26 protein-coding genes and 1 other RNA gene are annotated in these 26,993 nt (G+C 32.6%); 20 read left to right on the top strand and 7 right to left on the bottom strand.

Annotation, left to right across the window (positions count from 1 at the left end):
- Positions 1-17 precede the first annotated feature (17 nt).
- From ACODH8_RS04425 to ACODH8_RS04390, 8 genes are all read left to right on the top strand, one after another.
- Positions 18-803: a metal ABC transporter ATP-binding protein gene (locus tag ACODH8_RS04425; protein ID WP_420504758.1), complete on the top strand. Its 786-nt coding sequence runs from the start codon at positions 18-20 to the stop codon at positions 801-803.
- Entirely contained in the window at positions 803-1,660 is an 858-nt protein-coding gene (locus ACODH8_RS04420; RefSeq protein ID WP_332464659.1) for a metal ABC transporter permease, read from the top strand. Before ACODH8_RS04425 ends, ACODH8_RS04420 begins: the two co-directional genes overlap by 1 nt.
- On the top strand, positions 1,647-2,606 hold the full coding sequence (locus ACODH8_RS04415) for a metal ABC transporter substrate-binding protein (RefSeq protein ID WP_332464660.1): 960 nt from the start codon (positions 1,647-1,649) through the stop codon (positions 2,604-2,606). The genes ACODH8_RS04420 and ACODH8_RS04415 overlap by 14 nt, the downstream gene beginning before the upstream one ends.
- Positions 2,607-3,300: 694 nt before the next feature.
- Positions 3,301-3,540 (top strand): hypothetical protein, encoded by a 240-nt coding sequence (locus ACODH8_RS04410; RefSeq protein WP_332464661.1) that lies wholly within the window; start codon positions 3,301-3,303, stop codon positions 3,538-3,540.
- Positions 3,541-3,946: 406 nt separating this feature from the next.
- A complete protein-coding gene (gene rnz / locus ACODH8_RS04405; protein ID WP_332464662.1) occupies positions 3,947-4,891 on the top strand; it encodes a ribonuclease Z in 945 nt (314 codons plus the stop codon).
- Entirely contained in the window at positions 4,891-5,694 is an 804-nt protein-coding gene (locus ACODH8_RS04400; protein ID WP_332464663.1) for an SDR family oxidoreductase, read from the top strand. The genes rnz and ACODH8_RS04400 overlap by 1 nt, the downstream gene beginning before the upstream one ends.
- A gap of 10 nt (positions 5,695-5,704) precedes the next feature.
- Complete coding sequence (locus tag ACODH8_RS04395; protein ID WP_332464664.1) at positions 5,705-6,124, top strand: LapA family protein; 420 nt, start codon at positions 5,705-5,707, stop codon at positions 6,122-6,124.
- Between the two features lie 67 nt (positions 6,125-6,191).
- A complete protein-coding gene (locus ACODH8_RS04390) occupies positions 6,192-7,376 on the top strand; it encodes an FtsW/RodA/SpoVE family cell cycle protein (protein WP_332464665.1) in 1,185 nt (394 codons plus the stop codon).
- 37 nt (positions 7,377-7,413) lie between these two features.
- On the opposite strand, the gene ACODH8_RS04385 is transcribed toward ACODH8_RS04390, so the two are convergent.
- Positions 7,414-8,067 carry a metal-dependent transcriptional regulator gene (locus ACODH8_RS04385; RefSeq protein ID WP_332464666.1) on the bottom strand — a complete coding sequence of 218 codons (654 nt, stop codon included), beginning with the start codon at positions 8,065-8,067 and terminating at the stop codon, positions 7,414-7,416.
- A gap of 150 nt (positions 8,068-8,217) precedes the next feature.
- Here ACODH8_RS04385 and ACODH8_RS04380 point away from each other — a divergent pair, with 150 nt between their 5' ends.
- From ACODH8_RS04380 to nifJ, 4 genes are all read left to right on the top strand, one after another.
- The gene (locus ACODH8_RS04380) at positions 8,218-8,571 is read left to right on the top strand and encodes an arsenate reductase family protein (protein ID WP_332464667.1); all 354 of its coding nucleotides are present in this window, start codon (positions 8,218-8,220) and stop codon (positions 8,569-8,571) included.
- 10 nt (positions 8,572-8,581) lie between these two features.
- Entirely contained in the window at positions 8,582-8,866 is a 285-nt protein-coding gene (locus ACODH8_RS04375) for a glycine cleavage system protein H (RefSeq protein WP_332464668.1), read from the top strand.
- Between the two features lie 228 nt (positions 8,867-9,094).
- Positions 9,095-9,541, top strand: a complete 447-nt coding sequence (locus tag ACODH8_RS04370) for a flavodoxin (RefSeq protein WP_332464669.1) — start codon at positions 9,095-9,097, stop codon at positions 9,539-9,541.
- A 79-nt stretch (positions 9,542-9,620) separates the two neighbouring features.
- Positions 9,621-13,154: a pyruvate:ferredoxin (flavodoxin) oxidoreductase gene (gene nifJ, locus ACODH8_RS04365; RefSeq protein ID WP_332464670.1), complete on the top strand. Its 3,534-nt coding sequence runs from the start codon at positions 9,621-9,623 to the stop codon at positions 13,152-13,154.
- A 55-nt stretch (positions 13,155-13,209) separates the two neighbouring features.
- On the opposite strand, the gene ACODH8_RS04360 is transcribed toward nifJ, so the two are convergent.
- Both ACODH8_RS04360 and ACODH8_RS04355 read right to left on the bottom strand, forming a co-directional pair.
- Positions 13,210-14,412, bottom strand: coding sequence for a GGDEF domain-containing protein (locus ACODH8_RS04360; RefSeq protein WP_332464671.1), 1,203 nt, complete (start codon positions 14,410-14,412; stop codon positions 13,210-13,212).
- A 3-nt stretch (positions 14,413-14,415) separates the two neighbouring features.
- Positions 14,416-15,918, bottom strand: a complete 1,503-nt coding sequence (locus ACODH8_RS04355) for a helix-turn-helix domain-containing protein (protein ID WP_332464672.1) — start codon at positions 15,916-15,918, stop codon at positions 14,416-14,418.
- A gap of 273 nt (positions 15,919-16,191) precedes the next feature.
- Here ACODH8_RS04355 and ACODH8_RS04350 point away from each other — a divergent pair, with 273 nt between their 5' ends.
- Positions 16,192-16,887, top strand: a complete 696-nt coding sequence (locus tag ACODH8_RS04350; protein WP_332464812.1) for a zinc metallopeptidase — start codon at positions 16,192-16,194, stop codon at positions 16,885-16,887.
- Here ACODH8_RS04350 and ACODH8_RS04345 read toward each other — a convergent pair.
- Positions 16,884-17,732 (bottom strand): helix-turn-helix domain-containing protein, encoded by an 849-nt coding sequence (locus ACODH8_RS04345; RefSeq protein ID WP_332464673.1) that lies wholly within the window; start codon positions 17,730-17,732, stop codon positions 16,884-16,886. The genes ACODH8_RS04350 and ACODH8_RS04345 overlap by 4 nt on opposite strands.
- A 114-nt stretch (positions 17,733-17,846) precedes the next feature.
- Here ACODH8_RS04345 and tadA point away from each other — a divergent pair, with 114 nt between their 5' ends.
- Together tadA and ffs are read left to right on the top strand one after the other, a co-directional pair.
- The gene (gene tadA / locus ACODH8_RS04340) at positions 17,847-18,350 is read left to right on the top strand and encodes a tRNA adenosine(34) deaminase TadA (protein ID WP_332464674.1); all 504 of its coding nucleotides are present in this window, start codon (positions 17,847-17,849) and stop codon (positions 18,348-18,350) included.
- A gap of 40 nt (positions 18,351-18,390) precedes the next feature.
- An RNA gene (gene ffs / locus ACODH8_RS04335) (signal recognition particle sRNA small type) lies at positions 18,391-18,475 on the top strand.
- 106 nt (positions 18,476-18,581) lie between these two features.
- Here the strand turns inward: ffs and ACODH8_RS04330 are convergent.
- On the bottom strand, positions 18,582-19,226 hold the full coding sequence (locus tag ACODH8_RS04330) for a deoxynucleoside kinase (protein ID WP_332464675.1): 645 nt from the start codon (positions 19,224-19,226) through the stop codon (positions 18,582-18,584).
- A 126-nt stretch (positions 19,227-19,352) separates the two neighbouring features.
- Between ACODH8_RS04330 and ACODH8_RS04325 the strand changes: the two genes are divergently transcribed.
- Positions 19,353-19,874: a cupin domain-containing protein gene (locus tag ACODH8_RS04325; RefSeq protein ID WP_332464676.1), complete on the top strand. Its 522-nt coding sequence runs from the start codon at positions 19,353-19,355 to the stop codon at positions 19,872-19,874.
- Positions 19,875-19,939: 65 nt separating this feature from the next.
- On the opposite strand, the gene ACODH8_RS04320 is transcribed toward ACODH8_RS04325, so the two are convergent.
- The gene (locus ACODH8_RS04320; protein ID WP_332464677.1) at positions 19,940-20,854 is read right to left on the bottom strand and encodes a DUF5692 family protein; all 915 of its coding nucleotides are present in this window, start codon (positions 20,852-20,854) and stop codon (positions 19,940-19,942) included.
- Positions 20,855-20,980: 126 nt separating this feature from the next.
- Positions 20,981-21,526 carry a TetR/AcrR family transcriptional regulator C-terminal domain-containing protein gene (locus ACODH8_RS04315; protein ID WP_332464678.1) on the bottom strand — a complete coding sequence of 182 codons (546 nt, stop codon included), beginning with the start codon at positions 21,524-21,526 and terminating at the stop codon, positions 20,981-20,983.
- Between the two features lie 83 nt (positions 21,527-21,609).
- Here ACODH8_RS04315 and ACODH8_RS04310 point away from each other — a divergent pair, with 83 nt between their 5' ends.
- The 4 genes from ACODH8_RS04310 (at position 21,610) to ACODH8_RS04295 (ending at position 26,818) form a co-directional block, all read left to right on the top strand.
- The gene (locus ACODH8_RS04310) at positions 21,610-22,638 is read left to right on the top strand and encodes a LacI family DNA-binding transcriptional regulator (protein WP_332464679.1); all 1,029 of its coding nucleotides are present in this window, start codon (positions 21,610-21,612) and stop codon (positions 22,636-22,638) included.
- A 137-nt stretch (positions 22,639-22,775) separates the two neighbouring features.
- Entirely contained in the window at positions 22,776-24,398 is a 1,623-nt protein-coding gene (locus ACODH8_RS04305; RefSeq protein ID WP_332464680.1) for an alpha-glucosidase, read from the top strand.
- A 189-nt stretch (positions 24,399-24,587) separates the two neighbouring features.
- Positions 24,588-25,790 (top strand): acyl-CoA dehydrogenase family protein, encoded by a 1,203-nt coding sequence (locus ACODH8_RS04300; RefSeq protein ID WP_332464681.1) that lies wholly within the window; start codon positions 24,588-24,590, stop codon positions 25,788-25,790.
- Between the two features lie 125 nt (positions 25,791-25,915).
- Positions 25,916-26,818, top strand: a complete 903-nt coding sequence (locus ACODH8_RS04295; protein ID WP_332464813.1) for a LysR family transcriptional regulator — start codon at positions 25,916-25,918, stop codon at positions 26,816-26,818.
- Positions 26,819-26,993 lie beyond the last annotated feature (175 nt).

Here is a 26,993-nt window from a genome sequence, read left to right as displayed (position 1 = left end):
GGAGCGTTATCAATATGATGAATGCTGCGACAGCATCAATAGTGATGCACGATGATTTAACTAAAAAGCCTGTTAATGTTTCTAACATGACAGTGGCTTATCAACATAAAAAAGCAATAGAAAATGTGAGTGTTTCAATTCAACCTGGGAAAATAACAGGAATAATTGGACCAAATGGAGCTGGAAAATCTACTTTTCTAAAAGCTGTAATAGGTTTAATTAAAACAGAAACTGGAAAAGTTAGTGTTGGAGACCAAAGCTTAGATACAATTAGAAAAAGAATAGCTTATGTAGAACAACGAAGTGCCATTGATTTAACATTTCCAATTAAAGTAGATGAAACAGTGCTACTAGGAACATTTCCGAAGTTAGGATTATTTAGACGACCAAAAAAAGCTCAAAAAGAAAAAGTGTTGGAGTGTCTAAAACAAGTGAAAATGGAAGATTTTGCTAAACGTCAAATTGGCAATCTATCTGGAGGACAACTTCAACGTGTCTTTATTGCTAGAGCGCTAGCGCAAGAAGCTGATATCATTTTCTTAGATGAACCTTTTGTAGGAATCGATATGGTGAGTGAGAAGTTAATCGTTGATTTGTTGAAGAAATTAAGAGACGAAGGTAAAACGATTGTTATTGTGCATCATGATTTACATAAAACAAGAGAGTACTTTGATAATTTGATTATCTTAAACAAAACATTAATTGCTGAAGGCAGTGTCAACCAAACCTTTACGACAGAAAATATTCAAGCTGCATATGGGGAATCTATGGGCGAGATTATTATTAAAGGAGTGAATGACTAATGATTCAAAATTTTATTAGTGGATTAATGGAGTATCAGTTTTTACAAAATGCTTTAATAACTTCAATTATTGTGGGGATTGTTTCAGGAATAATCGGAAGTTTTATTATTTTACGTGGTATGTCATTAATGGGAGATGCCATTTCTCATGCTGTTCTTCCAGGGGTTGCTATCAGTTATATGATGGGAATGAATTTTATGATTGGTGCATCTATTTTTGGGATGGCTGCAGCTGGGTTAATAGGATTTGTTACTCAAAAAAGTAAAATAAAAAATGATACATCAATTGGGATTGTTTTTAGCTCGTTCTTTGCATTAGGAATTATTCTAGTTTCTTTTGCAGAAAGTTCAACTGACTTAAATCATATTCTTTTTGGTAATGTTTTAGCCGTTAGACCAAGTGATATGTATACGACATTAGGTGTGGCTATTGCTGTTATTATTTTTGTAGCCTTGTTTTATAAAGAATTATTAGTAAGTTCTTTTGACCCAGTAATGGCTCAAGCATATGGCTTAAAGGTTCAAGTGATTCATTACGCTTTAATGTTTTTCTTAACTTTAGTAGCTGTCTCTTCACTTCAAACAGTAGGAACAGTTTTAGTTATTGCGATGTTAATTACACCAGCTGCCACAGCATATTTATTAACAGATAAATTATCTGTCATGATTGTCGTAGCTAGTCTTTTAGGAGCAATTAGTGCGGTAGTGGGCTTATTCTTTAGTTACTCATATAATTTAGCTTCTGGAGCAACAATCGTTTTAACATCAGCAGTATTCTTTATTTTTGCTTTCATTTTTTCACCAAAACAAGGAATCGTATTTAAAAAGAAAGAGGTATTAGTCGTTGAAGAAAATTAAATTATTAGCAGTCGGATTAGTAGCAACTTTAGGAGTGATAGCTTTAACAGCATGTAGCTCAGCTGAATCTAAAAAAGAATCAGCAAATAAGAATCAAAATGAAGAACAATTATTAAAAGTAGTAACTACCAATTCAATCTTAGAAAATATGGTTGAGGAAGTAGGTAAAGATAAGGTGAGCGTTCATAGTATTGTACCTCGTGGAAAAGATCCTCATGAACATGAGCCATTACCAGAAGATATTGCAAAAGCAACAGATGCAGATGTAATTTTCTTTAATGGATTAAACCTTGAAACTGGTGGAGATGGTTGGTTTGTAAAATTAATGACAACTTCTAAAAAAGAAGAAGGTAAAAATTACTTTGTTGTTAGTGAAGGTGTAGAACCAATGTATCTAACTGGTGAAGGACAAGAATCTGAACAAGATCCTCATGCTTGGTTGTCTTTAGCTAATGGTGTTAAGTATGTAGAGAACATCACTAAAATATTAGTTGAAAAAGACCCTGAGAACAAAGATTTTTATGAAGAAAACTCAAAAGCTTATATTGCTGAATTAACAGAATTACATGAATCAAGTATTGATAAATTCAATGACGTACCAAAAGAGAAAAAATTATTAGTAACCAGTGAAGGTGCTTTTAAATACTTCTCAAAAGCTTACGGATTAGAGGCTGCTTATATTTGGGAAATCAACACTCATGACCAAGGAACGCCTGAACAAATGAAAAGCGTCTTATCAAAAATTAAAGAAACAAAAGTTCCATCATTATTTGTTGAACAAAGTGTAGATGCTCGTAGTATGGAAGCTGTATCTAGAGAATGTAAATTACCAATCTATGAAACCATTTTTACTGATTCATTAGCTAAAAAAGGTGAAACTGGAGATACATATTTATCAATGATGGAATGGAATTTAGATAAAATCCATGAAGGTTTAATGAAATAAGATAGACAACAAAAAAGTTCTAATAATCTTAGAGCGACCTCAAAAGATTAGATTAAAAATCTTTTGAGGTCGCTATTGTTAGGATAAAAAACAGTTCTTTTTTACAGAAGATAGCTTTAATATTTCTAGATTTTTAATTATGATATTTTTAATCAAGTAACTAGAGTTAGAGATACTGAAGAAATTTACATTAGTAACTGGAGAAAGTTATAAATAAAAAATTTTTTAGCGTTTTTCATTTAAAAATGATTTAATTAAAACGATGCACATTTATGATGAAAAAAAATTACAATGTTCATGTAGAAAGAGGCTCTAATAATCTTGAAGTAAGGTGAGATTTTAAAAGTTATACCAATATCTATAGCCTTTAGAATCGACTTTAGTGCTCTAAATATTTTATAAGTCTATTAGGTACATTTTTCCTTAAAAATCGAAAGAGTTAACAATGGTTACTCTACATATTAAAGGTTAGAAATGAAAAATAATACGAACCAATTCTCTTAAAAGTAAACCTACAAAGACCCCAGTAATTCCGATTATCCAATTCTTCTTATTTTTCATAAATCTCACTCCTTATTTTTTCTTAATTATACCATGATAATATTTTAGTGATTTACATAATGTGGCATTATACCAAGTTAAAAATTAAGTGATATAATGTATTCAACAATTAAGTTTAGAGGAGGAATATATTATGATTTCAAAGAATAAAAGACTAGTAACTGGTACAATTTCAGAGATTTATACTAACGTTCCTGAAACAAAACAGAGTTTAAACAACGCTAAAACAGCTACTGTTAAGTATGAAGTAGATAATAAAATCTATTTTTCTGAAAATCGAATTAATGTATCAATGAATAGTAAAATCGGAGATAGCATTGAAATCTATTACGAAGTAACCAAACCATCAAAAATTCATAAAAAAATTCTATAATTAGTTATTTAACACGTCAGTTAACATAATCTGATGTTATACCTAACAGTACCCACACCAAGGGTTTAAAGGTCTATTTTGTGATTTGAAATAGATATAGGTGTATTTAACATTAAATTTAAGAGAGCAGATAAGCCTATAACGTTCATTTTATAGTGACAAATGAATGTTAATATTTTAAATCTAATCAAGAATGATGATGAATTTGAAAAAAGAAAAATTAGGATATGTATAAATAAAAATGAACAAAAAGTTGAGAATGAATATTTCTCAACTTTTTTTCTATTTTATTTTTATTAATGCTAAAAGCTTGATACAATAGGGAAGAATATTAATAGTTATTTAAGAGAAAATTCGTCAATGATTAATATCATGAAAGTAAAATATAAAGAAAAGTAGGAACAATATGGAACTTCAATTTTTAGGAACAGGTGCAGGAGTACCTTCAAAACAAAGAAACGTCACAAGTATTGCGTTAAAGTTATTAGATGAAAGAAATGAAGTTTGGTTGTTTGATTGTGGTGAAGGAACCCAACAACAAATTTTGGAAACAACAATCAGACCTAGAAAAATAGAAAAAATATTTATTACACATTTACATGGTGATCATATCTTTGGTTTACCGGGATTAATTAGTAGCCGTGCTTTTCAAGGCGGGGAGACACCGCTAGAGATTTATGGACCAAAAGGAATCAAAAGCTTTATTTTAACAAGTTTAAAAGTATCTGATTCTCATTTGAAATACCCTTTGGTGATTAAAGAAATAGAAGAAAGTGGTTTATTGTTTGAAGATAAAGGTTTTAAAGTTTACTGTGAAGAATTAGACCACCGTATTAAATGTTTTGGTTACCGGATGGAGGAACCTGATTTTCAAGGTGAGTTACAAGTTGAGAAGTTAAAAGAATTAAATATTCCAGCAGGACCAATTTATAAAAAAATAAAAAATGGTGAGATTGTCACTTTAACAGATGGTCGTGTGATTGATGGCAAAGATTTTATTGGTGAATCACGAGATGGAAGAATTGTTACTATTTTAGGTGATACCAGATTCCATCAAAATAGTATTAAATTAAGTATGAATGCTGATGTGGTAGTCCATGAAAGTACTTTTAGTGCTGAAGAGGCGAAGATGGCCAAAAACTATTACCACAGTACTTCTGCTCAAGCTGCTACAGTAGCTAAAAAAGCAAATGCGAAACAGTTACTAATGACTCATATTAGTGCGAGATATTTAGGAAAAGCAGTCTATGATTTAGAAAGAGAAGCTCAAAATATCTTTTTAAACACAAAAGTGGTTAAAGATTTTGACATTATTGAGATACCTTTAAAAAGAGCAGGAGAGGAAGAATAGTGAAAAAACTATTTACTGATTTAAGAGGTAAAACGGTCTTAATTACCGGTGCTTCAAGTGGATTAGGACAAGAAATTGCTTATGAAGCATCCAAAAAAAGAGCACGTGTTATATTATGTGCTCGACGAGAAGACGACTTGATAAACACGTTAGCTACATGCGAGAGCTACTCTAAACAAAAAGGAGCTTATTATCCTTTAGATATTTCAGATTACGACCAGGTGGAAGACGTGAGTGAAAAAATTCTAACAGAGTTTAGAGAGATTGATGTCTTAGTTAACTGCGCTGGTTTTGGTATGTTTCAGTTATTCTTAGATAGTTCATTTGAAGAAACAGAAAAAATGTTTTCTGTTAATGTGTTAGGACTGATTTATTTAACTCAAAAAATAGGACTACAAATGGCTAAACAACATCATGGTCATATTGTTAATATTGCCTCTCAAGCTGGAAAAATGGCAACCCCTAAATCAAGTATTTATGCAGCTACTAAATTTGCTGTGATTGGTTTTTCGAATGCCCTTCGCTTAGAGATGAAACCTTTAGGTGTATCTGTTACTACTGTTAATCCAGGACCTATTAAAACGCCTTTCTTTGACATTGCTGATCCTAGTGGAAGTTATGTCGAATCGATTGGTTCTTTAGCAATAGAACCTCAGAAGTTAGCAAAAAAAATCGTTAAGTCTTTTGGAACGTATAAAAGAGAAATCAATAGTCCAATGCTAATGGAAGTGGCTAATAAAGGTTATCAGTTATTTCCTCATCTAGGAGATTACTTAGCAACTAACGTATTTGATAAAAAATAGGAGTGATACTATGAAAAATACAACTAGAATGTTTATCGTTTTAATTTTATCTTTTATTGTTGTTTTATTTTCAGTGATTAATGCTCAACCAATTGAAGTTAATTTTATTTTTACACAAGTCTCATTACCTTTAGCAGTCGTGTTAATAGGGGCTATTTTAGTAGGAGCTTTAATTGTTTTTATTGTGATGGCCAGTAATATTTGGCAAAAGAAAAAACAAATAAAAGAGTTGAACCAAAAATTATACAATCAACAACAAGAAGATGATTCAATAAATTCATCTGAAGTGGCTCAATTAAAAGAAGAGCTACGAGAAAAGAATCTAGAATTATCTGACTTAAAACATCGTTTAGTGAATGATATGATGTCTGATGATACCTTACAAGTTTCTAATTGGTCAGATTATTTAGAAGAAGAGAATCAAAAGTAGAGAATTATTGAAATAATAGTATAATGTAAGTTATATTAATAAAAACACATGAGAAAAGAGAGGAAACATGGAAAGAATTAAAAAGCAACAAATGAAACAAATTGACTATGGTATTTTACTTCCTGTCTTTTTATTGTCAGTTATTGGCATGATGTCCTTATATGTAGCACTTGATAAAGATGTTAGTACGAAAGTCATGATATCTCAATTAGTGCAGCAAGGTTTATGGTATATCTTAGGTGGCGTGGCAATTTTTGTGGTTATGCAGTTTAAACCTAAATTGTTATGGAAATTAACACCCTTTGGTTATTTGTTAGGTTTAGGTGTTATGACAGCATTGCTCTTTTATTATGATGCAACTCTTGCAGCAAGAACGGGATCCAAAAACTGGTTTAGATTTGGGAGTTTGACCTTTCAACCAGCTGAGCTGATGAAGATAGCTTATATCTTAATACTAGCTTTTGTTGTAACTAAACATAATCTCAAAAATAAAAATAGAACCTTACAAACAGATGGCATATTAATTTTGAAAATGTTCTTAGTGACATTACCGGTAGGCGTTTTGTTAAAATTACAAAATGACTTTGGAACAATGTTAGTATTTATTGCTATTTTAGGCGGCGTTTTTATTATGTCAGGTATTTCGTGGAAAATTATTTTACCCACTGTGGCTGCAGCTTTAGTTTTGGCAGCAGGAGTTATTTTCCTAGTGACAACAGATGGAGGACGTGAGTTTCTTTCAAAAGTAGGTGTGGAAAGTTATCAATTTGCTCGTATTGATTCATGGTTAGATCCGTTCCATGATGCTACAGGAAATTCTTATCAGCAAGCTCAAGCATTAAAAGCTATAGGCTCTGGTGGTGTTGCCGGTAAAGGATTTAATGTGTCAGATGTTTATGTACCTGTTAGAGAATCGGATATGATTTTTTCAGTTATAGCTGAAAATTTTGGTTTTATTGGTAGTACGTTTGTCATTTTCCTTTATTTTATTTTGATTTACCGTATGATTCGTGTTTGTTTTGATACAAATAATGAATTCTTATCATACATTGCAACAGGAGTGATTATGATGATTTTGTTCCATGTATTTGAAAATATTGGAGCGAATATTGGTTTATTACCATTAACTGGGATTCCGCTACCTTTTATTAGTCAGGGTGGTTCAGCTTTAATGGGGAACATGATAGGTGTTGGTTTGGTTATGTCTATGAGATACCAATATCAACCAGAAGGAATGGAAGAGTACTATTAAAAAAAGTCGGTAAGAGATTAATCTCTTATCGACTTTTTTAGTATGAAAAAATAATTTGTGCTTGTTTAAAGCTAATATGATGAGTGTCAGTTTTATCATTTATAGTGAAAAGAATTAACTCATTGAATTCATCTACTTCTGTAATATTGATCGTATCCCCAATCGTTAATCCGATAGAGCTCATGTAATTTAGAATGCTAGTATCATCCATAACACGACGGATAACAACTTCTTCATCTTTATTAAAAGAAGTAATAGGTTTAATAGCTTTTTCAATAAAACTTTCTTCAGTTGGAATGATTCCTCCGTGAGGACAAGTTTCAGGGCTACCTAGAAATTCAAACAACCTAGAGAAAAAAACTGGGTCTTTCACGTGTTCTAATTCTTCTGATAGATTGTGTAAGTCATGAAGTGAATAGCCAAGCTTATCAAAAAGAAAAGTCTCAACGATACGATGATTTCGAATAATCCCAACGGTTTTTGTAAGGCCTTCTTCAGTAAGTTTAACGCCAGTATAAGGTTTGTAGTTAATTAAGCCATCATTTTGTAACTTCTCAACCATCTCAGTTACTGAAGCAGGAGAAACACCTAAGCTATTTGCTAATGTTTTATTGGAAACAAATTCATGGATTCCATTATTTTCATAGACGGCCTTTAAATAGTCTTCTTTGTTGCTTGATGATTTTTTCATTGATTTCCTCCTACTAATTATCAAGGAAAAAAATTCCTCTTAACCTATCTAGTTTACCACATTTTTTCTAATTTATAAAAAAATATGACGACTGACTTTTTAAAGGTATGTTATACTAGAAAAAGCATAAATGAAAGCGAGGGAAAACAAATGACAACTTTTTATTGGTACCCAAAATGTTCAACCTGTAAAAAAGCAAAGATTTGGTTGGATGAAAATAACATCGATTATAAGATGATTGATATGATTGAAGAACCACCTTCTAAAGACTTATTAATTCATTGGATGGAAAATAATGATTATCCAATTCGTCGTTTCTTTAATACAAGTGGTATTCGTTACCGCGAACAAGGATTAAAAAATCTTGTTGGCGATTTCTCCCAAGAAGAAGCTAGTGAACGATTAACTGTTGATGGTATGTTAATTAAACGTCCTATCATGGTTGTTGGAGATAAAGTGTTATTAGGTTTTAAAGAAGCAGAATATGAAGGACTTTTGTTATAGGAGGTAAGTAATGTCTGAAGAGAATTTATGGGTTAAAGAAGAAAATGGTGAAATCATCGTAGGACTAACTGAGGTAGCCCAAGATGATTTAGGAAGTATTAGTTTTGCTATGCTACCTAAAGTAGGGACTGTTGTAGCTAAAGGTGATAGCGTTGTAGAATTGGAAGCTGAAAAAGCAGTTGTTGAATATGAAACACCAGTTGCCGGGACAATCATAGCTATCAATGAAGATGGTCAAAAAGATACAAGCATTTTAGATGCACCAGGTGCTTGGTTATTTAAAGTTAAAGCATAATAAATAGAAATCAAAGAGGTTACCTAGATGGTAGCCTCTTTTTTGGATTTAAGAGGTAAAATAATGCCCTATTAACTATTACTACGAATAAATATTAATTAAATAACTTTAATAATTTTTTCACATTTTTATTAAAGTAGTTCAACTTATCACAGTTTTATGTTAGAATTTACTTATAATAATTTGTGAAAAAAATATAAAAGATGACAATAGATTAGGAGATTTAATATGGCATTGGCAAAAATCGTTTATGCAAGTATGACTGGTAATACAGAAGAAATATCTGAAATCATTGAAGAAAAATTAGAAGACGAGGGATTTGACGTAGAACGTGAAGAATGTTCAGATGTCGATTCAGATTTTTTTGAAGATGCAGATGTTTGTATTGTAGCAACTTACACATATGGAGATGGAGAATTACCTTTTGAGTTTGAAGATTTCTTTACAGATTTAAAGGATGAAGACTTATCTGATAAAAAATTTGGCGTAGTCGGCTCAGGTGATAAAGAATACGGGGAGTACTACTGTCAATCAGCTAGAGATTTCATTGAGCAATTTAAGTTAACTGGTGCAACAGAAGGAGCTAACTTGGTTTGTATTGAAAATAATGCAGAAGATGAAGATATTGATTTATTACAAACTTTTGTTGAAGAGTTAAAAGCAAGCGTAGAATAAGAGTGTTTCTCAAAAAAACAATCGATTGCTTTCGGTTGTTTTTTATTTAGTCAAAATAAAAAAGATATGAGGAATAAATATGAGTAAACAATATGTCACAATGGACGGAAATACTGCTGCAGCCTATATATCATATGCCTTCAGTGAAGTAACAGCTGTATTTCCTATTACCCCCAGTTCAACAATGGCTGAAGTGGTTGAAGAATGGTCAAGTAAAAATAGAAAAAACATGTTTGGAGAGCCCTTAAAAGTTATTAACATGCAATCAGAAGCAGGGGCTGCTGGAGCAGTTCATGGTTCCCTTAAATCAGGCGCTTTGACGACGACTTATACAGCGTCGCAAGGATTGCTATTAATGATTCCAAATATGTATAAAATAGCTGGTGAATTATTACCTACTGTTTTTCATGTGGCTTCAAGAGCTGTTACAACAAATGCCTTAAGTATTTTTGGTGATCACGGAGACGTCATGGCAGCCAGACAAACAGGATTTTGTATGCTGGCTGAAAGTTCAGTTCAAGAGGTTATGGATTTATCAGCAGTCGCTCATTTAGCAAGTTTAAAAGCAAGTTTACCTTTTATGAACTTTTTTGATGGCTTTAGAACGAGTCATGAACTACAAAAGATTGAAGTTATCCCCTATGAAACATTGGGAAAATTAGTTCCTCATGAAGAGTTAGAAGCCTTTAGAAAAAGAAGTATGAATCCAAATCGACCAACTGTTTCAGGAACAGCTCAAAATCCAGATATTCATTTCCAACAAAGGGAAACGATCAATAGCTATTATGATAAAGTACCAGAGATAGTTAAGCATTATATGGATGAAATAAATGACATTCGTGGAACAGAGTATGATTTAACTAATTATTACGGGGCAAGTGACGCAACAGAAGTCATTATTTCAATGGGATCGGTTTCACCTACTATCAAACAAACAGTAGATTACTTAAATAAACAAGGACGTAAAGTTGGGCATATTAATATTCATTTGTATCGCCCGTTTCCAGTGAAAAATTTATTGGAGAAACTACCAACAACTGTTGAAAAAATTGCCGTTCTTGATAGAACAAAAGAACCAGGAGCCAATGGTGAACCTTTATTATTAGACGTTCAAAGTGCCCTTTATAGCCATCCAAATCGTCCAATCGTGATTGGTGGTCGTTACGGTTTAGGCTCTAAAGATGTTCCACCTAACCAAATAAAAGCTATTTTTGATCATTTACAGTTACCTATATCAGAATTAAAAGAAAGATTTACTGTGGGAATTGTTGATGATGTGACTCATTTATCTTTACCTGTAGGAGAAGTTCTTGATTTAACAGATTCAGATACTTTTCAAGCTAAATTCTGGGGATTTGGTTCTGATGGAACGGTAGGTGCTAATAAACAAGCCATCAAGATTATTGGGAATCATACAGATATGTATGCGCAGGCTTATTTTTCATATGATTCTAAAAAATCAGGTGGCTTAACTAATTCTCATTTACGATTTGGAAACCATCCGATTACGTCGACTTACCTAATTGAAGAAGCAGACTTTATTGGTTGTCATAATGCCTCTTATATTCATCAATATGATTTATTAAAAGGAATCAAAGAAGAAGGTATCTTTTTATTAAACACATCTTGGAATGAAGAAAGAGTTCTAAGATTACTTCCTAAACATTTGAAAAAAGAAATTGCTGAAAAGAAAATTAATTTTTACATAGTTAATGCAATGGATATCGCTCAAAAGGTTGGCTTAGGGCGACGAATTAATACGGTCATGTCAACGGCCTTTTTTGAACTAACTAAGTTACTAGATAGAGAAACTTTTGTGACGTATCTAAAAGAAGAAGTTTTAGAAGCTTACGGTAAAAAATCATCAGAGATTGTTAAAAGAAATCATCAAGCAATTGATGCTACTTTTGATCAATTAACGAAAATAAACGTGCCCGAATCATGGCTTGATATTGATATTAAACCAAAAGAAATAGACGCTTCAAAACCTAAATATGTTAGAGAAATATTAGAGCCTATCAATCGTCAAGAAGGAGATAGCTTAACAGTTAAAGATTTAGTTGAGAATCAAATGACTGATGGAACAGTACCTCTAGGCACGACAGCTTATGAAAAACGTGGAATTGCCCTTGAAGTACCAGAGTGGCAAATGGATGCGTGTACCATGTGTAATGAATGTGCCTTTGTTTGTCCTCATGCCGCAATTCGTCCTTTCTTAGCTAGTGAAGAAGAGATGGGAGAAGCACCAGAAGGTTTTATTGTAAGAGAGATGAAAGGTGCAGATGGATTGATGTACCGCATTCAGGTTTCTTTAGAGGATTGTACAGGCTGTGGGTTATGTGTGGATGTTTGTCCGGCGAAAGAAAAAGCATTGATTATGAAGCCATATGAAGAGCAAAAAGAAGAAGCACTTAATTGGGCCTTTGCTATGACTTTAAAACAAAAAGCTAATCCAATTAAGAAAAAAGAAAGTATTAAAGGTTCTCAATTTGAAAAACCATTACTAGAATTCTCAGGTGCTTGTTCAGGTTGCGGGGAAACACCTTATATTAAATTATTAACACAATTGTACGGAGACAGAATGTTAATTGCTAATGCGACAGGTTGTGCCTCTATCTGGGGAGCTTCATCTCCTTCAACGCCTTATACAACGAATGAAGAAGGACAGGGACCTGCTTGGAGTAATTCTTTATTTGAAGATAATGCCGAATTTGGTTTTGGTATGTATTTAGCTAATAAAACCAAACGAGAGCATTTAGGCCATTTATTAGAGGAAGCAATAGATAAAGGGATTGGCAGTGATATCTTACAAGAGATGATGGTTAACTGGCTTGAAACGAAAGAACAAGGTGAAGGTTCAAGACAAAGATCAACTAAATTAATCAGTCAATTACAAGATGAAAAAGAAACTAGTCCGTTATTTGAAGCTATCTTAAAAGAAAAAGACCTACTAGTTAAGCCAAGTCAATGGATTATTGGTGGAGATGGTTGGGCTTACGACATTGGTTTTGGCGGAATAGACCATGTCTTGTCAAGTGGAGAGGATGTTAACATCTTCGTTATGGATAATGAAGTTTACTCTAATACTGGTGGCCAAACGTCAAAAGCAACTCCAAGTGCCGCCATAGCTAAATTCTCTTCAAATGGTAAGAGAACAGCTAAAAAGGATTTAGGATTAATTGCTATGACATATGGTAATGTTTATGTGGCTCAGGTTGCTTTAAATGCGAATCCAATGCAAACCATTAAAGCTTTAGATGAAGCAGAAAAATTCCCTGGACCGTCATTAATTATTGGGTATGTGCCATGTATTAATCATGGTATTAAGGGTGGAATGAGTCAAGCTGTACAAGTAACGAAAGAAGCTGTAGAGTCAGGTTATTGGCCATTGTATCGTTATGACCCAAGATTGATTGAAAAAAACAAAGAACCGCTTAGAATGGATTACAAAAAATCTGATTTCGATCGTTTACCAGAATTTTTCAAAAATCAAACACGTTTTTCAGCATTAGAAAACATCATGGAAGCTGAACAGGCAAGTGGTTTACTTGAAAAATCAGCGGATGAAGCAATCGAAAAAGCGCAGATGTATAAACAGTTATCAGGTAAATAAAACATCGTTAATCTTACTCCTTAGTTTTCTCAATACGAGAACTAGGGAGTAATGACTAACGATGTTTTTTTATCATTTGAATGTGAACATTTTTTTGAACCACTTGATTTTTTCCGCTTGCCTTTGCTTCGTAAAGTGCTTGGTCAGCTAACTGGAAAAGGTCTTGGACATTTTCCGTGTGATACGGTTTACTACTTAAAGATGAAGGTGTGAAATCAATTAATCCAACAGATAAGCTTAAGTAAGATATTAATTTTTCAGGCACATCTAAAGCTTCTAAATCAGTAAACAGTTGTTTGAAAAATTTGGTGGAGTCATAAACTTCATGTTTAAATACAATGGCAAACTCATCTCCGCCAATTCGACACACCCTGATTCGTGATTCAGGATCTAACTCTCCTCTTAATTGGAGAGCCGTTTGTTTTAAGATTTCATCTCCAACTAAATGGCCAAAGGTATCATTAATTAGTTTAAAATTATCTAAATCAATAATCGCAAGAGAAAAAGCACGACCATCATAGATAGCCTCATTGTAAGCTAAATCCAAGAAAAAATAAAAAGATTCTTTGTTGTAAAGACCAGTTAAACTATCAAAAACAGAAGACGTTCGGTAAACGTGAATCCCTTCTGAGATAATGATGGCTCTATGAATTAACCAACCTGTAAATAGGAAAAATAGTGAGAAAATGGAGAAATTGGTTAAAACTTCAAGTAATATATTAAAATTGAAATGAGGATAAAAAACGATAAAAACAAAAATACTTCTAATCATTAAAGTTAAGGTTAGACACAGGATGATGGCTTTTTTAGGATTAATTTTATTTTTATTAATGACAATACTAACAATTAAGATAAAAAAAGTAATCAATATGTTATGAATAAACTCCGAAGAAGTCGCATCAACAAAGGTATATTGAATGCATTTAGCCGTTACTAAGGTAATCGCTGTGAATGTTCCAATTAGTGGCGAACCATAAAAAACAGAAAAATAAACAGGTAAGTACCTAACATCTACAGGACGATGCTCAGCAACTGGAATACCATGATTAGAAATAACAAAAGCCATGATACCAACAAATATACCAGAAATTATTTGTGCTGGTTTTGACATAACTAAATTGTTAGAAATAATAAAAAAATCAGTATCAAGGTCATCATTTTTTAAAGAAGCTTTTAGTGAATAAAAATAAAGACCAAGAATCACTGAAATAATAATCGCCAAATTAATAATAAATGCATCTATTGTTGGGAATATCATGTGTTATTCCATAACTCGTAAATCTTCAAGAGATTTAGGATCAATTTTATTTAGGCTATTAATTGCTTTTCTTAAAATCCCCCAATCACCACTAGAAGGAATATCATCAATAACAACTAATTTATTTTCTGGTAAGCAATCTGAATTGAAATTTGTAACCAGTAAATCATATTCATTTATATTTGCAGGTTTTTCTTCGTCTAATAAAACAATCGAACCTTGATAATGTTCAATTGTTGCTTTTGAACCAAAATTACTGCGAATCATTTTAGCTAAGAACTCAGCATGTTCTCTACCAATATCACTTAATACAAAGATTTGAGCCTTCTCTTTTTTTTCTTTTAAGATGGAAGGTAGGTCACTCCATTTAATCATTAACCAATAAAGAATCACGTTATGATAAGTACTTTCCCAAGGGAAACCAGTTCTTTTTTCCATTAATTTTAATGAATGTTCAATGACTTCATTTAGAACAGGATAGTCTTTTTTGATAGCTGTTCCGTTATAAAAATAACTATCATAAATGATATGATTTCTAAAAGGATAGATTCGGTGATATAAATAGAGTTGTTTCATTGTTCCCTCAATTTTGTGTGAAATATCATTACTTAAAGTAATATCAAAGAAATCTCTTAGTGTTTTAATAAATTGATGAATTTCTTTTGTGACTAAAAGTTGTTCATCTTTAGAAGCCCAATTACTTTGATGTAGAAAGATTGTATAAATTAAATCGTTAATCATTTTATCGTTAACAGTCATTTTGTATTGAATGGCGATTTTTTCAAGGTCATTTTTTTGTTTAGTTAAATTCTCGCGGATTCGTTCTAGTTGTTCATTTTGTAAGTCATTCTCGACGTAAAAGCCTTGACTTTGTCTAATCATACTGACGTTAAAAATATAATTCATGTGGATGAGCTGGTTATCGTCTAGCTCAAAATCAAAGTTTTTAGCTAATTGTCTTACAAAAAAAACAGAATCCTTCTTATTGACTGGAAAAGGCCATTCAGTAGCGTTGTAAGCTTCTCTAAAAAAGCTCGTGTAGAAGCAGCGGACAAAAAATTCATTCGTCCCTATAATACGACATGGTTTTTTCTCTAAAATAAGTCCGTATTTACTTAATGATTCTGACATGGCATTTGTAATGCGATACAGAGATGATTCACTAATAAATAGTTGCTCGCCCCACTTTTCAATGCTTAAAGTGGTATCAAAAAACATAGATTCGAGTAAACGAAATGCTTCTGATGTTTTTAAAACATAACGATAGACGATTTCTACATGGCTACTAGGCTGTGTTCTTAACCTGACGCCATTTTTTTTAGATGTCTCAATTAATAAATGGGGGTACCAATTATCTTTAAGGTAGCTAACATCGTTATTTATGGTTCTTAAAGATGCGTTATTTTCTTGAGCTAAATCATTAGAGCTAATCCAATCAGCTTTTTCATTTAAATGCTCTAAGATTTTTAGGCGTCTTTGAGTGGGTGTATCAAGTAATTCTCTCAAACTATAAACCTCCTTTTTTTCATATAAATGGTAACTATTCGGCACATATAAAAACACTGACCGATAATGTTCAAATATCCTCACTTATTAAGATACATCATTTAGTCTAATAAATCTACCGAATAAAACAACAACTTTTGTTTTAATGTGAAAATAAAACAATAAAGATGCGTTACTTGAAAATTCATAAAAGATTCAAAATAAAAAAGGCAAATCTTCCTAATATTTTGTTACACTAAAGACAAATGATTATAAGGAGGAATAGATATGTTTATGCCATACATGTTTTTTGATAAAACATATATACTAGTGATTATTGGTATTATTATATCAGGCTGGGCATCTAGCTATATTAATAGTACCTATAGAAAATACGAAAAAGTGAGAAATGAGAAGGGGTTAAGCGCTTCTGATGTAGCTAGATTAATTTTAAAAGATGCTGATATTCGTGATGTTGGTGTCACGCAGATTTCAGGAGATTTAACAGATAATTATAACAGCCATACTAAGATGGTTAGTTTATCTGAAAGAGTGTCAGAATCTAGGTCTGTGTCTGCCATTGGAGTAGCAGCTCATGAATGTGGTCATGCGATCCAAGATAAAGAAGGGTATGCTCCTTTAAAATTAAGAGCTGGGTTAGTACCTGTTGTTAATTTTGGAGCAAAACTATCCATTCCATTAATTCTAATTGGTGCTATCTTTTTTAGTGGTTCACCATTACTTGTTAATATTGGGATTTGGTGTTTTGGATTAACGTTTTTATTCCAAGTAGTGACCTTACCAGTTGAATTTAATGCTTCTAGAAGAGCACTAGCTGTTTTACAAGAAAACCAAGCGCTAAATGATGAAGAGTTAGTGATGGCAAGAAAAGTACTAACAGCAGCAGCTTTAACTTACGTAGCTGCCGCGATAGCTTCTTTACTACAATTAGTTCGTTTAGTTATTTTATTTGGAAATCGAAGAGATTAATGAATGAGTAAATAACAAAGAGTTAATTCTTTCATGTTTTTGAGAGATAAACCAAAACGTTCATAGAATTTATCCAAGCGATATTGCAAGGTATTTCGATGAATGTAAAGTTCTTTTGATGTTGAGGTTAAGTTTCCCTGTTTTAGCCAAAGGGTTTTAATGATTTGCTTAATCTCCTCATCTAAGTTTAAAGATTCTTTTAGAGACTGCATAACAGGGCTGGCGATAATTTTGTCTTTTGTTAGATAGTCTAAAGCAATATCTTGAAAGGAGAATACTTTTCTTTTTTCTTGATAATAGCTAATAAAAAGAGAAGATTCTTCTTCGAAAAAGGCTGTAAAATTATGAGATGATTCATTAAAAGAACCAATATAAGCATTTGCTTGAATTAGAAAATCGTTTTCGAGAGTTAGAAGCATTCCTTCTAGCTCTTCTTTTTGCGAAATAATAGCTGTTTTTTCTTCAATGACTAATGCTGTTAGTTCATCAATAAAAAAATAGTCTTCCACATGATTAAATAATTTAGATAAATGGGTCAACCACTCTTTAGAGTGTATTGACTTTTTTTTAAGTTTTAACTGAATCACACGATACGACCGATCTGATGAGGGTAATGGTTTATTTTGAAATAAATAATGGTACCAAAGGTGATGATCTAAAAAATGTTTATCATCAGAATCAGGATACAATGTTTTTAATAATTCTATTTCGGAGTTACCAAGCTCTTCTAAAGGAATACAGAACCATTCAGTTTCTAAGGGTAAGTTTAGATAAGAATCATCTGAAATAGGATTGTTTTGAAAATTTCCTTTAGGATATATTGTAAGGAGTTGTTGTTTATTCATAAAATTAGTCCTCTCTAGTATAAAGGTACCTTTATTTTATCATAAGTCTGCCGATATGGAATGACTTATGATAAGATATAAAGAAAAGATGAGAAGAAGAATAAGAGGAAATAAATGAAAAAAGAAAGAACTATTTTAACACAGGAAGAAAAAGAATTTTTTATGAAGGAAGCCTTACTAGAAGCTAAAAAAGCGCAAATTATGGGAGAAGTCCCTATTGGAGCAATTATCGTTTTAAATGGTGAAATAATTGGAAGAGGGCATAACGTTCGGGAATATTCTCAAGATGCCACAACACATGCTGAAATGATTGCGATTCGAGAGGCTAATAGAAAAGTAGATAGTTGGCGCCTTGAAGAAGCCCAGCTATTCGTCACCTTAGAACCTTGTCCAATGTGCTGTGGTGGCATTATGTTATCAAGAGTAGCTGAAGTCTATTACGGAGCTATGGATCCTAAGGGTGGAACAGCAGGTAGTTTAATGAATTTACTACAGGATAATCGCTTTAATCATGTATGTGAGTTGGAAACAGGTATCTTAGAAGAAGAGTGCTCAAGTATTTTAACGGAGTTCTTTAGGGAAATTAGAAGAAAACAAAAACAAGCAAAAAAAGGCTAGCATTTTGTTATTGAATGAAGTATAATAAATATTGCCGCAAGGCTAGGACAATGACGGGCGCACGAAGCGTGTCAGATCTGGAAGGAAGCAGCACTAAGAGCGTGCCGTCATGTGTCTGAATTGATAATGAGTTATTAAAAGGCCTAGAGCCTTATTTTTTTGTCTAAAAATAGAATAAAACATCTAGCATGGAAATGTTTGAAGCATTCTAAGCTAGATGTTTTTTTATACCTAATTTCTGATTTTTGTTAATTCTTTAACAACTTCTGCTACAACTAATTTAGCTGCATTCGGGTCCTCAATAAAATCAAATTTATCTCCATCGATTTGCATTTTAGGACTTTCACTATAATCTTCGTACCATTTTTCATAACGTTGGTTTAATTCTTTGTAATAATCGTACAAAGTTGGGTCGTAACTTAATTGTTCAAAAGGACGATTTCTTTTTTCAATTCTTTTTAGCATTGTTTCAAAAGAAACCTTAATATGAACTAATAAATCAGGATGCTTTTTATTTGCTGCAAAAGGCAATTCTTCCATCATATTAGCTAATAATTCATCATAAACCGCTACTTCCTGTTTAGTAGCTCGTCCTAAATCAGCATTTAAATGAAAAAGTAGTGAATCTTCGTAAATCGAACGATCTAATACGTTGTCATCATGAACTAAAGCTTCCTTGATACTCTTAAATCGTTTGTTTAAAAAATATATTTGTGACAGAAAAGCATACTTTTCTGGGTCCTCATAAAATAAAGGTAATATCTCATTATTATCCACGCTTTCATAAAATACATCGCTGCCTAATTCTTCAGCAATCATCTTTGAAAGACTTGTTTTTCCTGCACCTATTGTGCCAGCTAATACAATCACGCTCATATCCTCCTTAGACTCCTTAACTATATATAGTGTTAAAATAATTCTTAAGTTATAATAATACACAATATGTAGTTATTCAAGTGTGAAAACAAAAGTTGTTATAAAAAATAAATTTTAGTATAATGAATGCAGTTATTTAAGGAGGTAGACGAGTTGAAAACAAAAGAACAATGGATTAATGAACTGAATTTAGAAGCTCATCCAGAAGGTGGCTTTTATTTAAGAACAGAAGAATCAAAAGAGACAATGACTAGGAACAATAAAACAAGAAAATTATATACAAGCATTTATTTTGTTTTAACAGAAGAAAGTCCATCTCATTTTCATCAGTTAACAGCAGATGAAATTTGGTATTATCATGATGGTGAGCCTTTAACGGTTCATTGTATTTATGAAGATGGTTCTTATGAAGCCGTGAAGATTGGAAAAAACACAGAACAAGGAGAAAGATTACATTTTAATGTACCTGCAGGAACTATTTTTGGTTCAACTGTAGATAATGATTACTCTTTAGTAAGCTGTGTGGTAGTACCTGGATTTGAATTTACAGACTTTAAATTATTTTCTCAAGGAGAACTATTAAAAGATTTCCCTCAACACGAAGATATTATCAAAAGACTTGCTTTTGAATCGATTGATACGATTTAGCTATTCCATTTTGGAATAACAGAAAAGGACCAGAGCATGATACTATCACGTTCTGATCCTTTTCTTTAATTGTTTTGTTTAACTTCTTCAAATGATTTAAGACCAGCATAAACCTCGTCTTTAAGAACATTTTTCTTCTGCGTTTTAATACGGTAAATATGGTAAATGAAGACTGCTACGTTAATAGCTAAAGCTAAGAAGCTTAATGTGAATAAAGCTGTACTACTGTGAGAGCTTTGAACAGCAAATTTAGATTCACCAACGAAGGCTGGGAATGTCATTGTAAACATCATCCAGAAAGCTAAAGTTTGCGCTCTATGTTGTAACCAAGCTCCTTTTTTAATAAAGAAGGCAGGGATTGTACAAGACATTAATAAACCAAGACCTGCATAGAATGAATGGTCAGATACACAGTTGTATACGTAAGCAAAATTCCAAACGTCATAAGCGATAATCCAGAACCACATTTGGTCAGCCCAGACCATATCTTTTTGTTTGTCTTTACTAATTTGGATTCCCATCCAACCAGAAATAGTTAAGATATTTAGAATACCGGCAACACCGTTCATAATGTTCCAAACGCCACCGTTCATATACACGCCATCAACCATGCCATGTAATGAATAAACTTGGAAATCACGAATAACAGCTTCTAAAATATTAAGAGCTAAAATGAAGGCTGGAAAAGCCATCATCCATTTTTTATCTTGAGCTCCTTTGATAAATCTTAAAGCTAAGAAACCTAAACATCCAGCAAGAGCTGAATAAACTTTCACCCAGTGGAACCATGTTCCTGTACTACTTCCAGCACCTGCTGTTGTAGGCCAGATGAAGATTGTTAAAAATACTGGTAAAACTGTAAATAAAATAAGTGCAACCCATTTGTTTGCGCGAGCTAGTTCATTCATTAACATTAAACCACCTACAACAACAAACCACATGACTACGGAATACCAAGGCATGCTTTCAAAGAAAAACATAATAAAACCTCCTATAAATTGTATGAATGTTACTTCTTTATCATACGAATTTTATAGAAAAAGCATATGAACAAAAATGAAAAAATGCCCAAAAATTGGACAAAAATTAACTTTTGTCCAAAGGTTTTAGTGGTTTTTAATGATTAATTCAATAGTTCCTTTAGTGACACTTTCAATTCTATCGATTAATTCCGTTTTTGGTTCCTCTAATCTAGTGGTTAACCAATGAATGACTTGGGCTACAATTGCTCGACCATAAAAATCAGCGATTTCATTTTTTAGAGTCGTATCAAGAACTGTTTCATCATAAGATTGATCCATTATCGAGATAAGCATATGATAGGTAATGTTGTATAAAAAAATCTCTAATCGGTCTCGGTTAAGAGAATGAAAGGTATTAAGACAGAACTTGCGATTTTCTTCTGTATAGTTTAAAACACTTAGTAAGCCGTCTCGCCAAGTATTTAAGTCTTCATATGACTCTAATCCTTTAACAATTTCATTATCAAACGTCCATTCTAAAAGTTCATTTATATCAGAAAAATGATAATAAAAGGTATTTCTAGAAACACCTGCTTCATTTGTTACGTCATTTATGGTGATTTTTTCAAATGGAATAGTGGTCATTAATTCTTTTAAGGCTTGAGAGAGTGCTTTTTTAGTTAAATTCATCATTTAGCCTCCTATTATTAGTCATCCTCTATTATAATATAAAAGAAGAAGAAACAAAGTAAAATAAAAGAAAGGAGAAAAGTATGGCAACCATTAAAGATATCGCAAAATATACAGGGGTAAGTCCAACTACCGTATCAAATGTGATTCATGGACGAGATGAGAAGGTTTCTCCTGAGACAAAGGACAAAGTAAATAAGGCATTAAAAGAATTAAATTATACAGCTAACATGGGAGGCAGATTATTAGCCAAACATGGGTCTAAAATAATAGGAATGATTATTCAAGATACAGAAGCTGAACAAGAAGAATTTTATGATAATCCTTATTACGGAGAACTAGTCCAAGCAGTTGAATCTCAAGTTAAAAAGCACGGCTACTTTATGATGTTTCATCGTGTGGCTGATTTTGAAGAAGGGGCGAGACTCGCTCAAATGTGGCATTTAGAAAGTCTGATTGTATCAGGAGCTTCTAGTTCTGATGTTTCTAAGTGGGAAGAAAGTGTCAATGTTCCCATTGTTTTTGTTGATAATTACGGATCAGAAAAAGAGCTACCTAAACTAAATGTAGGAATTGAAGACACTAAGGGAGCTTATGAGCTGACGGAATATTTACTGAATAAAAATCATCAAACTATCTTGTTTTTAGCCAAGGGTGAGAATAGTAAAAGTTGGGTAGGTGCTGATTATCAAAGAGCTCAAGGGGTAAAACAAGCTATGGCAAATAGAGGCTTAACACCTGTGTTTCTCGGGATGCCGACAACTTATAAAAACTATCAACCATTTGTTTATCAAGAATTAATACCGAAATTGGCTGATGTAACAGCCATTTTTTGTGCGTCAGATTTACTTGCAGTTCAGATCATATCTGAACTCTATCAAAAGGGAATCAAAGTGCCAGAAGACATCTCAATTGTTAGTTTTGATGGAACACTCCTAACAAAATACGCAACACCTAAAATTACAAGTATGTCACAAGATATCACATTAAAAGCTAAAGCGGTTGTTGAATTAGCCGTAGAAGGTATTTTAGAAGGCCCTCAATTAATCAAAAAAGTAGTATTAGAAACAAAGTTAACTGAAGGTGAGTCAGTTAAACTTATTAATGATTAGAAAAGTTGACGATTAATAGATGAAATGTTATATTCTAGGTAAGTGTTGCGACACACTAGACGTAACATTTTTTATTTTTAACTATAAGTGTTACGTAACACCTTAATAAATAATATCATTATTCTGGAGGAGATTTTATGACAACCAAACAAAACAAATGGTGGCAATCTGCAGTTTTATATCAGATTTATCCAAGAAGTTTTCAAGATACAACTGGAAATGGTGTAGGTGATTTAAGAGGTATTATTAATCGATTAGATTATTTGGAAAAATTAGGGATAACAGCTATTTGGTTAAGTCCAGTTTATAAATCTCCAAATGATGATAATGGATATGATATTAGCGATTATGAAGATATTATGGATGAGTTTGGTACCATGGCTGATATGGACGAATTGATTGCAGAAGCTAAAAAAAGAGACATTCGAATCATTATGGACTTAGTGGTGAATCATACCTCTGATGAGCATGCGTGGTTTATTGAAGCAAAAAAAGGCAAAGATAATCCGTTCCGTGATTTCTATGTTTGGCGCGATCCAGTTAATGGAGAAGCACCTAATGACTTAGAATCAACTTTTAGTGGTAGTGCTTGGGAATATGATGAAACAAGTGGTCAATATTACCTTCACTTATTTAGTAAAAAACAACCTGATTTAAATTGGGAAAACGAAACCGTTCGTCAAAAAGTAAATGATATGATGAATTTTTGGCTTGAAAAAGGTGTGGGTGGGTTCCGCATGGATGTGATTGATTTAATTGGTAAAATCCCAGATGAAAAAATTACAGGTAATGGACCGAAATTACATGAATACTTAAAAGAAATGAATCAAGCAACGTTTGGTAATTATGACGTGATGACAGTTGGAGAAACATGGGGAGCGACTCCTGAAATAGCTAAGATGTATTCTAACCCAGAAAGAGAAGAATTATCTATGGTTTTCCAATTTGAACATGTGGGATTAGATGAACAACCAGGGAAACAAAAATGGGATCTACGCCCCTTAGTGATGTCAGAATTAAAACAAGTTCTTTCTAAATGGCAAACTTCACTTGGGGATGAAGGGTGGAATAGTCTATTTTGGAATAACCATGATTTACCAAGAATAGTATCTCGCTGGGGAAATGATCAAGAGTACCGCGTGGAAAGTGCTAAAGCATTTGCGATTCTTTTGCATTTAATGAAAGGAACACCCTATATCTATCAAGGTGAAGAAATTGGAATGACAAATTGCCCAATAACTTCTATTGAGGAAGTAGAAGACATTGAAAGTGTTAATATGTATAATGACCGTTTGAGTAAAGGTTATTCTAAAGAAGAAATTATTCATTCGATTAACACTAAAGGGCGAGATAATGCAAGAACTCCAATGCAGTGGGATTGCAGTAATCAAAGTGGTTTTACAAAAGGTGAGCCGTGGCTACATGTTAACCCAAATTATCAAGAGATTAATGTTGAAGCCGCATTAGAAGACAAAGAATCTATTTTTTACACGTATCAAAAACTGATTCAGTTAAGAAAAGATAACCCATTAGTTGTATGGGGAGACTTTGAATTACAAGAAACAGCCGAAGAAGTGTTCTCTTATGTAAGAGAGTTTGAAGGAGAAAGATGGTTAGTAGTTGTTAACTTGTCTAATAATGAACAGCCATTTACTTCTCAAGAGGTAATGAAAGAAGTATTAGTTCAGAATATGCCTGTTGCAGATAGTTTAATAGATATTAAATTAAAACCATGGCAATCTTTTGCTGTTAAAGTATAAAAACAAGAGCTTTTAGTTAAAAAAACTAAAAGCTTTTTTTGTTTGTATAAAAAATCGTTGATATGTAAGGGTTTTCTTACCCTATTAAAAAAACTAATAGATTTAATAATTTTTGTTAAGTTGAGTTACCCATAAAAGTGTCTTATGATTTGTTTGTAAACAAAAAACGTTTTGAGGAGAGATTTAGAAATGGAAAGAACACAAGAATTAAAAGACTTTTACCCATTAGACTTATTTGCTTATTCAAATGAATTAACTACAGGTGAATTAACTATCTTAAAACAATTAAGAGAAGTGTTAGAAACAAAAGTAAAACCAGTTGTTAATGAACATTGGGTAAAAGGTGAATTTCCTTTTGAAGCTTTTAAAGAAGTAGCTAAAATTGGTATTATGGATAGCCCATTATTATTTGAAGGCCGCGAAGGTGCTCAAAAACCATCTGAATTATACAATGCTTTCCTTTATTTAGAATTAGCTAAATTAGATGCATCAATCGCAACTTTCTACACTGTTCACGGTGGATTATGTTACAACACAATCTTAATCGGTGGTAGTGAAGCACAAATTGCTAAATACGCTCCAAAAATTGCTTCATTTGAATGGCAAGGTTGTTTCGGTTTAACTGAGCCTGATCATGGATCAGATATTGCTGGTGGATTATCAACAACAGCTGAGAAAAAAGGCGACAAATGGATTATCAACGGAGAAAAACGTTGGATCGGTGGAGCTGACACTGCTGATGTTTTACCAATCTTTGCTCGTGATACAGCTGATGGAAAAATTAAATGTTTCATCGTTAAAGGTGGATCAGAAGGTCTTCATGTAGACGTTATCCAAGAGAAAATGTCATTACGTGCAATCAACAATGGTCACATTACTTTAACAAATGTTGAAGTTCTTGACGAAGATCGCTTAGAAAATGTTAACGGATTTAAAGATGTTGCAAGAATCTTACGTTCTACAAGAGCTGACATCGCTCATTTAGCTATGGGGATGACTTATGGTTCATTAGAAGCTGCTGTTAAATATGTAACAAACCGTGACCAATTCGGTAAAAAATTAGCTTCATTCCAATTAGTTCAAGAAAAATTATCTCGTATGGAAGCTAACGTTGTTGCAACATTATCTTACTCTGTACAATTAGCTAAATTACAAGAACAAGGAAGTTTCCAAGAAGAAAACTCTGCTTTAGCTAAAATGCATAATGCAATGAAAATGCGTGAAACAGTAGCATTAGGCCGTGAAGTTTGTGGTGGTAACGGAATTACATTAGGTACTGATGTAGGTCGTTTCTTCGCAGACGGAGAAGCAATTTACTCTTATGAAGGAACTCATGAAATCAACGCTTTAATCGTTGGACGCTACTTAACTGGTGTAGGTGCCTTTGTATAAAATGAATTAATTTTGATAAGAGCTTACTTTTTGAAGTAAGCTCTTATTTTGTTTTTTTAGTATTTTATCCTAAGGTTATGATATGATAATAGAAAATATGAAAAGAAAAGGAAATGAGTAAAACAATGGATATTCAGCAATTATATTATTTTATGAATATTGTAGAATGTGGTTGTAACTTGTCTTTAGCAGCAAAAAAGATTCACATTACTCAATCGGCTCTTAGTCAATTAATTATTAACTTTGAAACGAATGAGGAATTAACTCTTTTTTACCGTAAGAACGGGCGTTTAGACAGCTTAACCTCTAGTGGTGAAAAGCTTTATGCTTATGCTCAAGAGCTTACAAAATTACATGAACAAATGAATGAAATGGTTAGAAAAGAAGCAGCCAAACAAAAAGGAACGATTCGAATTGGTTTGCCGTCATTAATTTTAAGAATCTTTTTCTCGTCATTCTTCCCTAAATTTATGATGGATAATCCCAATATTCAAATTGAAATTGTGGAAGGCGGTAGTAATTACCTTAGAAAAATGCTTTTTCAAAATGACTTAGATATGGCAATTCTAATAGAACCAACTAGTTTAGATGCTAAAAGTTTTGAGGAGCATGTGATTCAAATTGATGAAATGACAGCTTTTGTTTATCATGACCATCCACTAAGTAAAGTGAAACAGCTTGATTGGACAACGCTTGAACCTTATCCGTTAGCAACGTTTAACGAAAGTTATACAACGAATGAATTAGTCAAAAATAAGTTAAAAGATTTGGATAGTAAAGCCAAGATTAAATTCCAATCTTCTTCTTGGGATTATCTTGTGGAAGCGACACAAGAATCTAAAATTGTCACTATTCTACCATCACCAATTGAGAGAACTATGGATAAATCTTTATTTGTAGAAATCCCATTCAAAGACCCTATTCCATTTAATGTATTATTATGTCGACCAATCAAATCGAAATACAGCGATATTGAGAGTTTAGTTTATGAGTCTATCTTAAGCTATTTCTACCAACCAATTATCTAGAGAGAACCTGTATAAGGAACTCTCTTTTTTGTCTGTATGGGCTGTTTTTACATTTGAAAGGGCTTAACGCCTTGTTAAAACAACGTTTTATAACCTATTAATTTAGCTAATAGGTTAAATTACTATTACTTGTTAGATTTTTTCTTAGATTGGAGTAGAATGGGTACTGTAAAGA

It is taken from the genome of Vagococcus fluvialis (assembly GCF_048815235.1).
Lineage (GTDB): Bacteria > Bacillota > Bacilli > Lactobacillales > Vagococcaceae > Vagococcus.
This window is presented reverse-complemented; position numbering and strand designations above follow the sequence as displayed.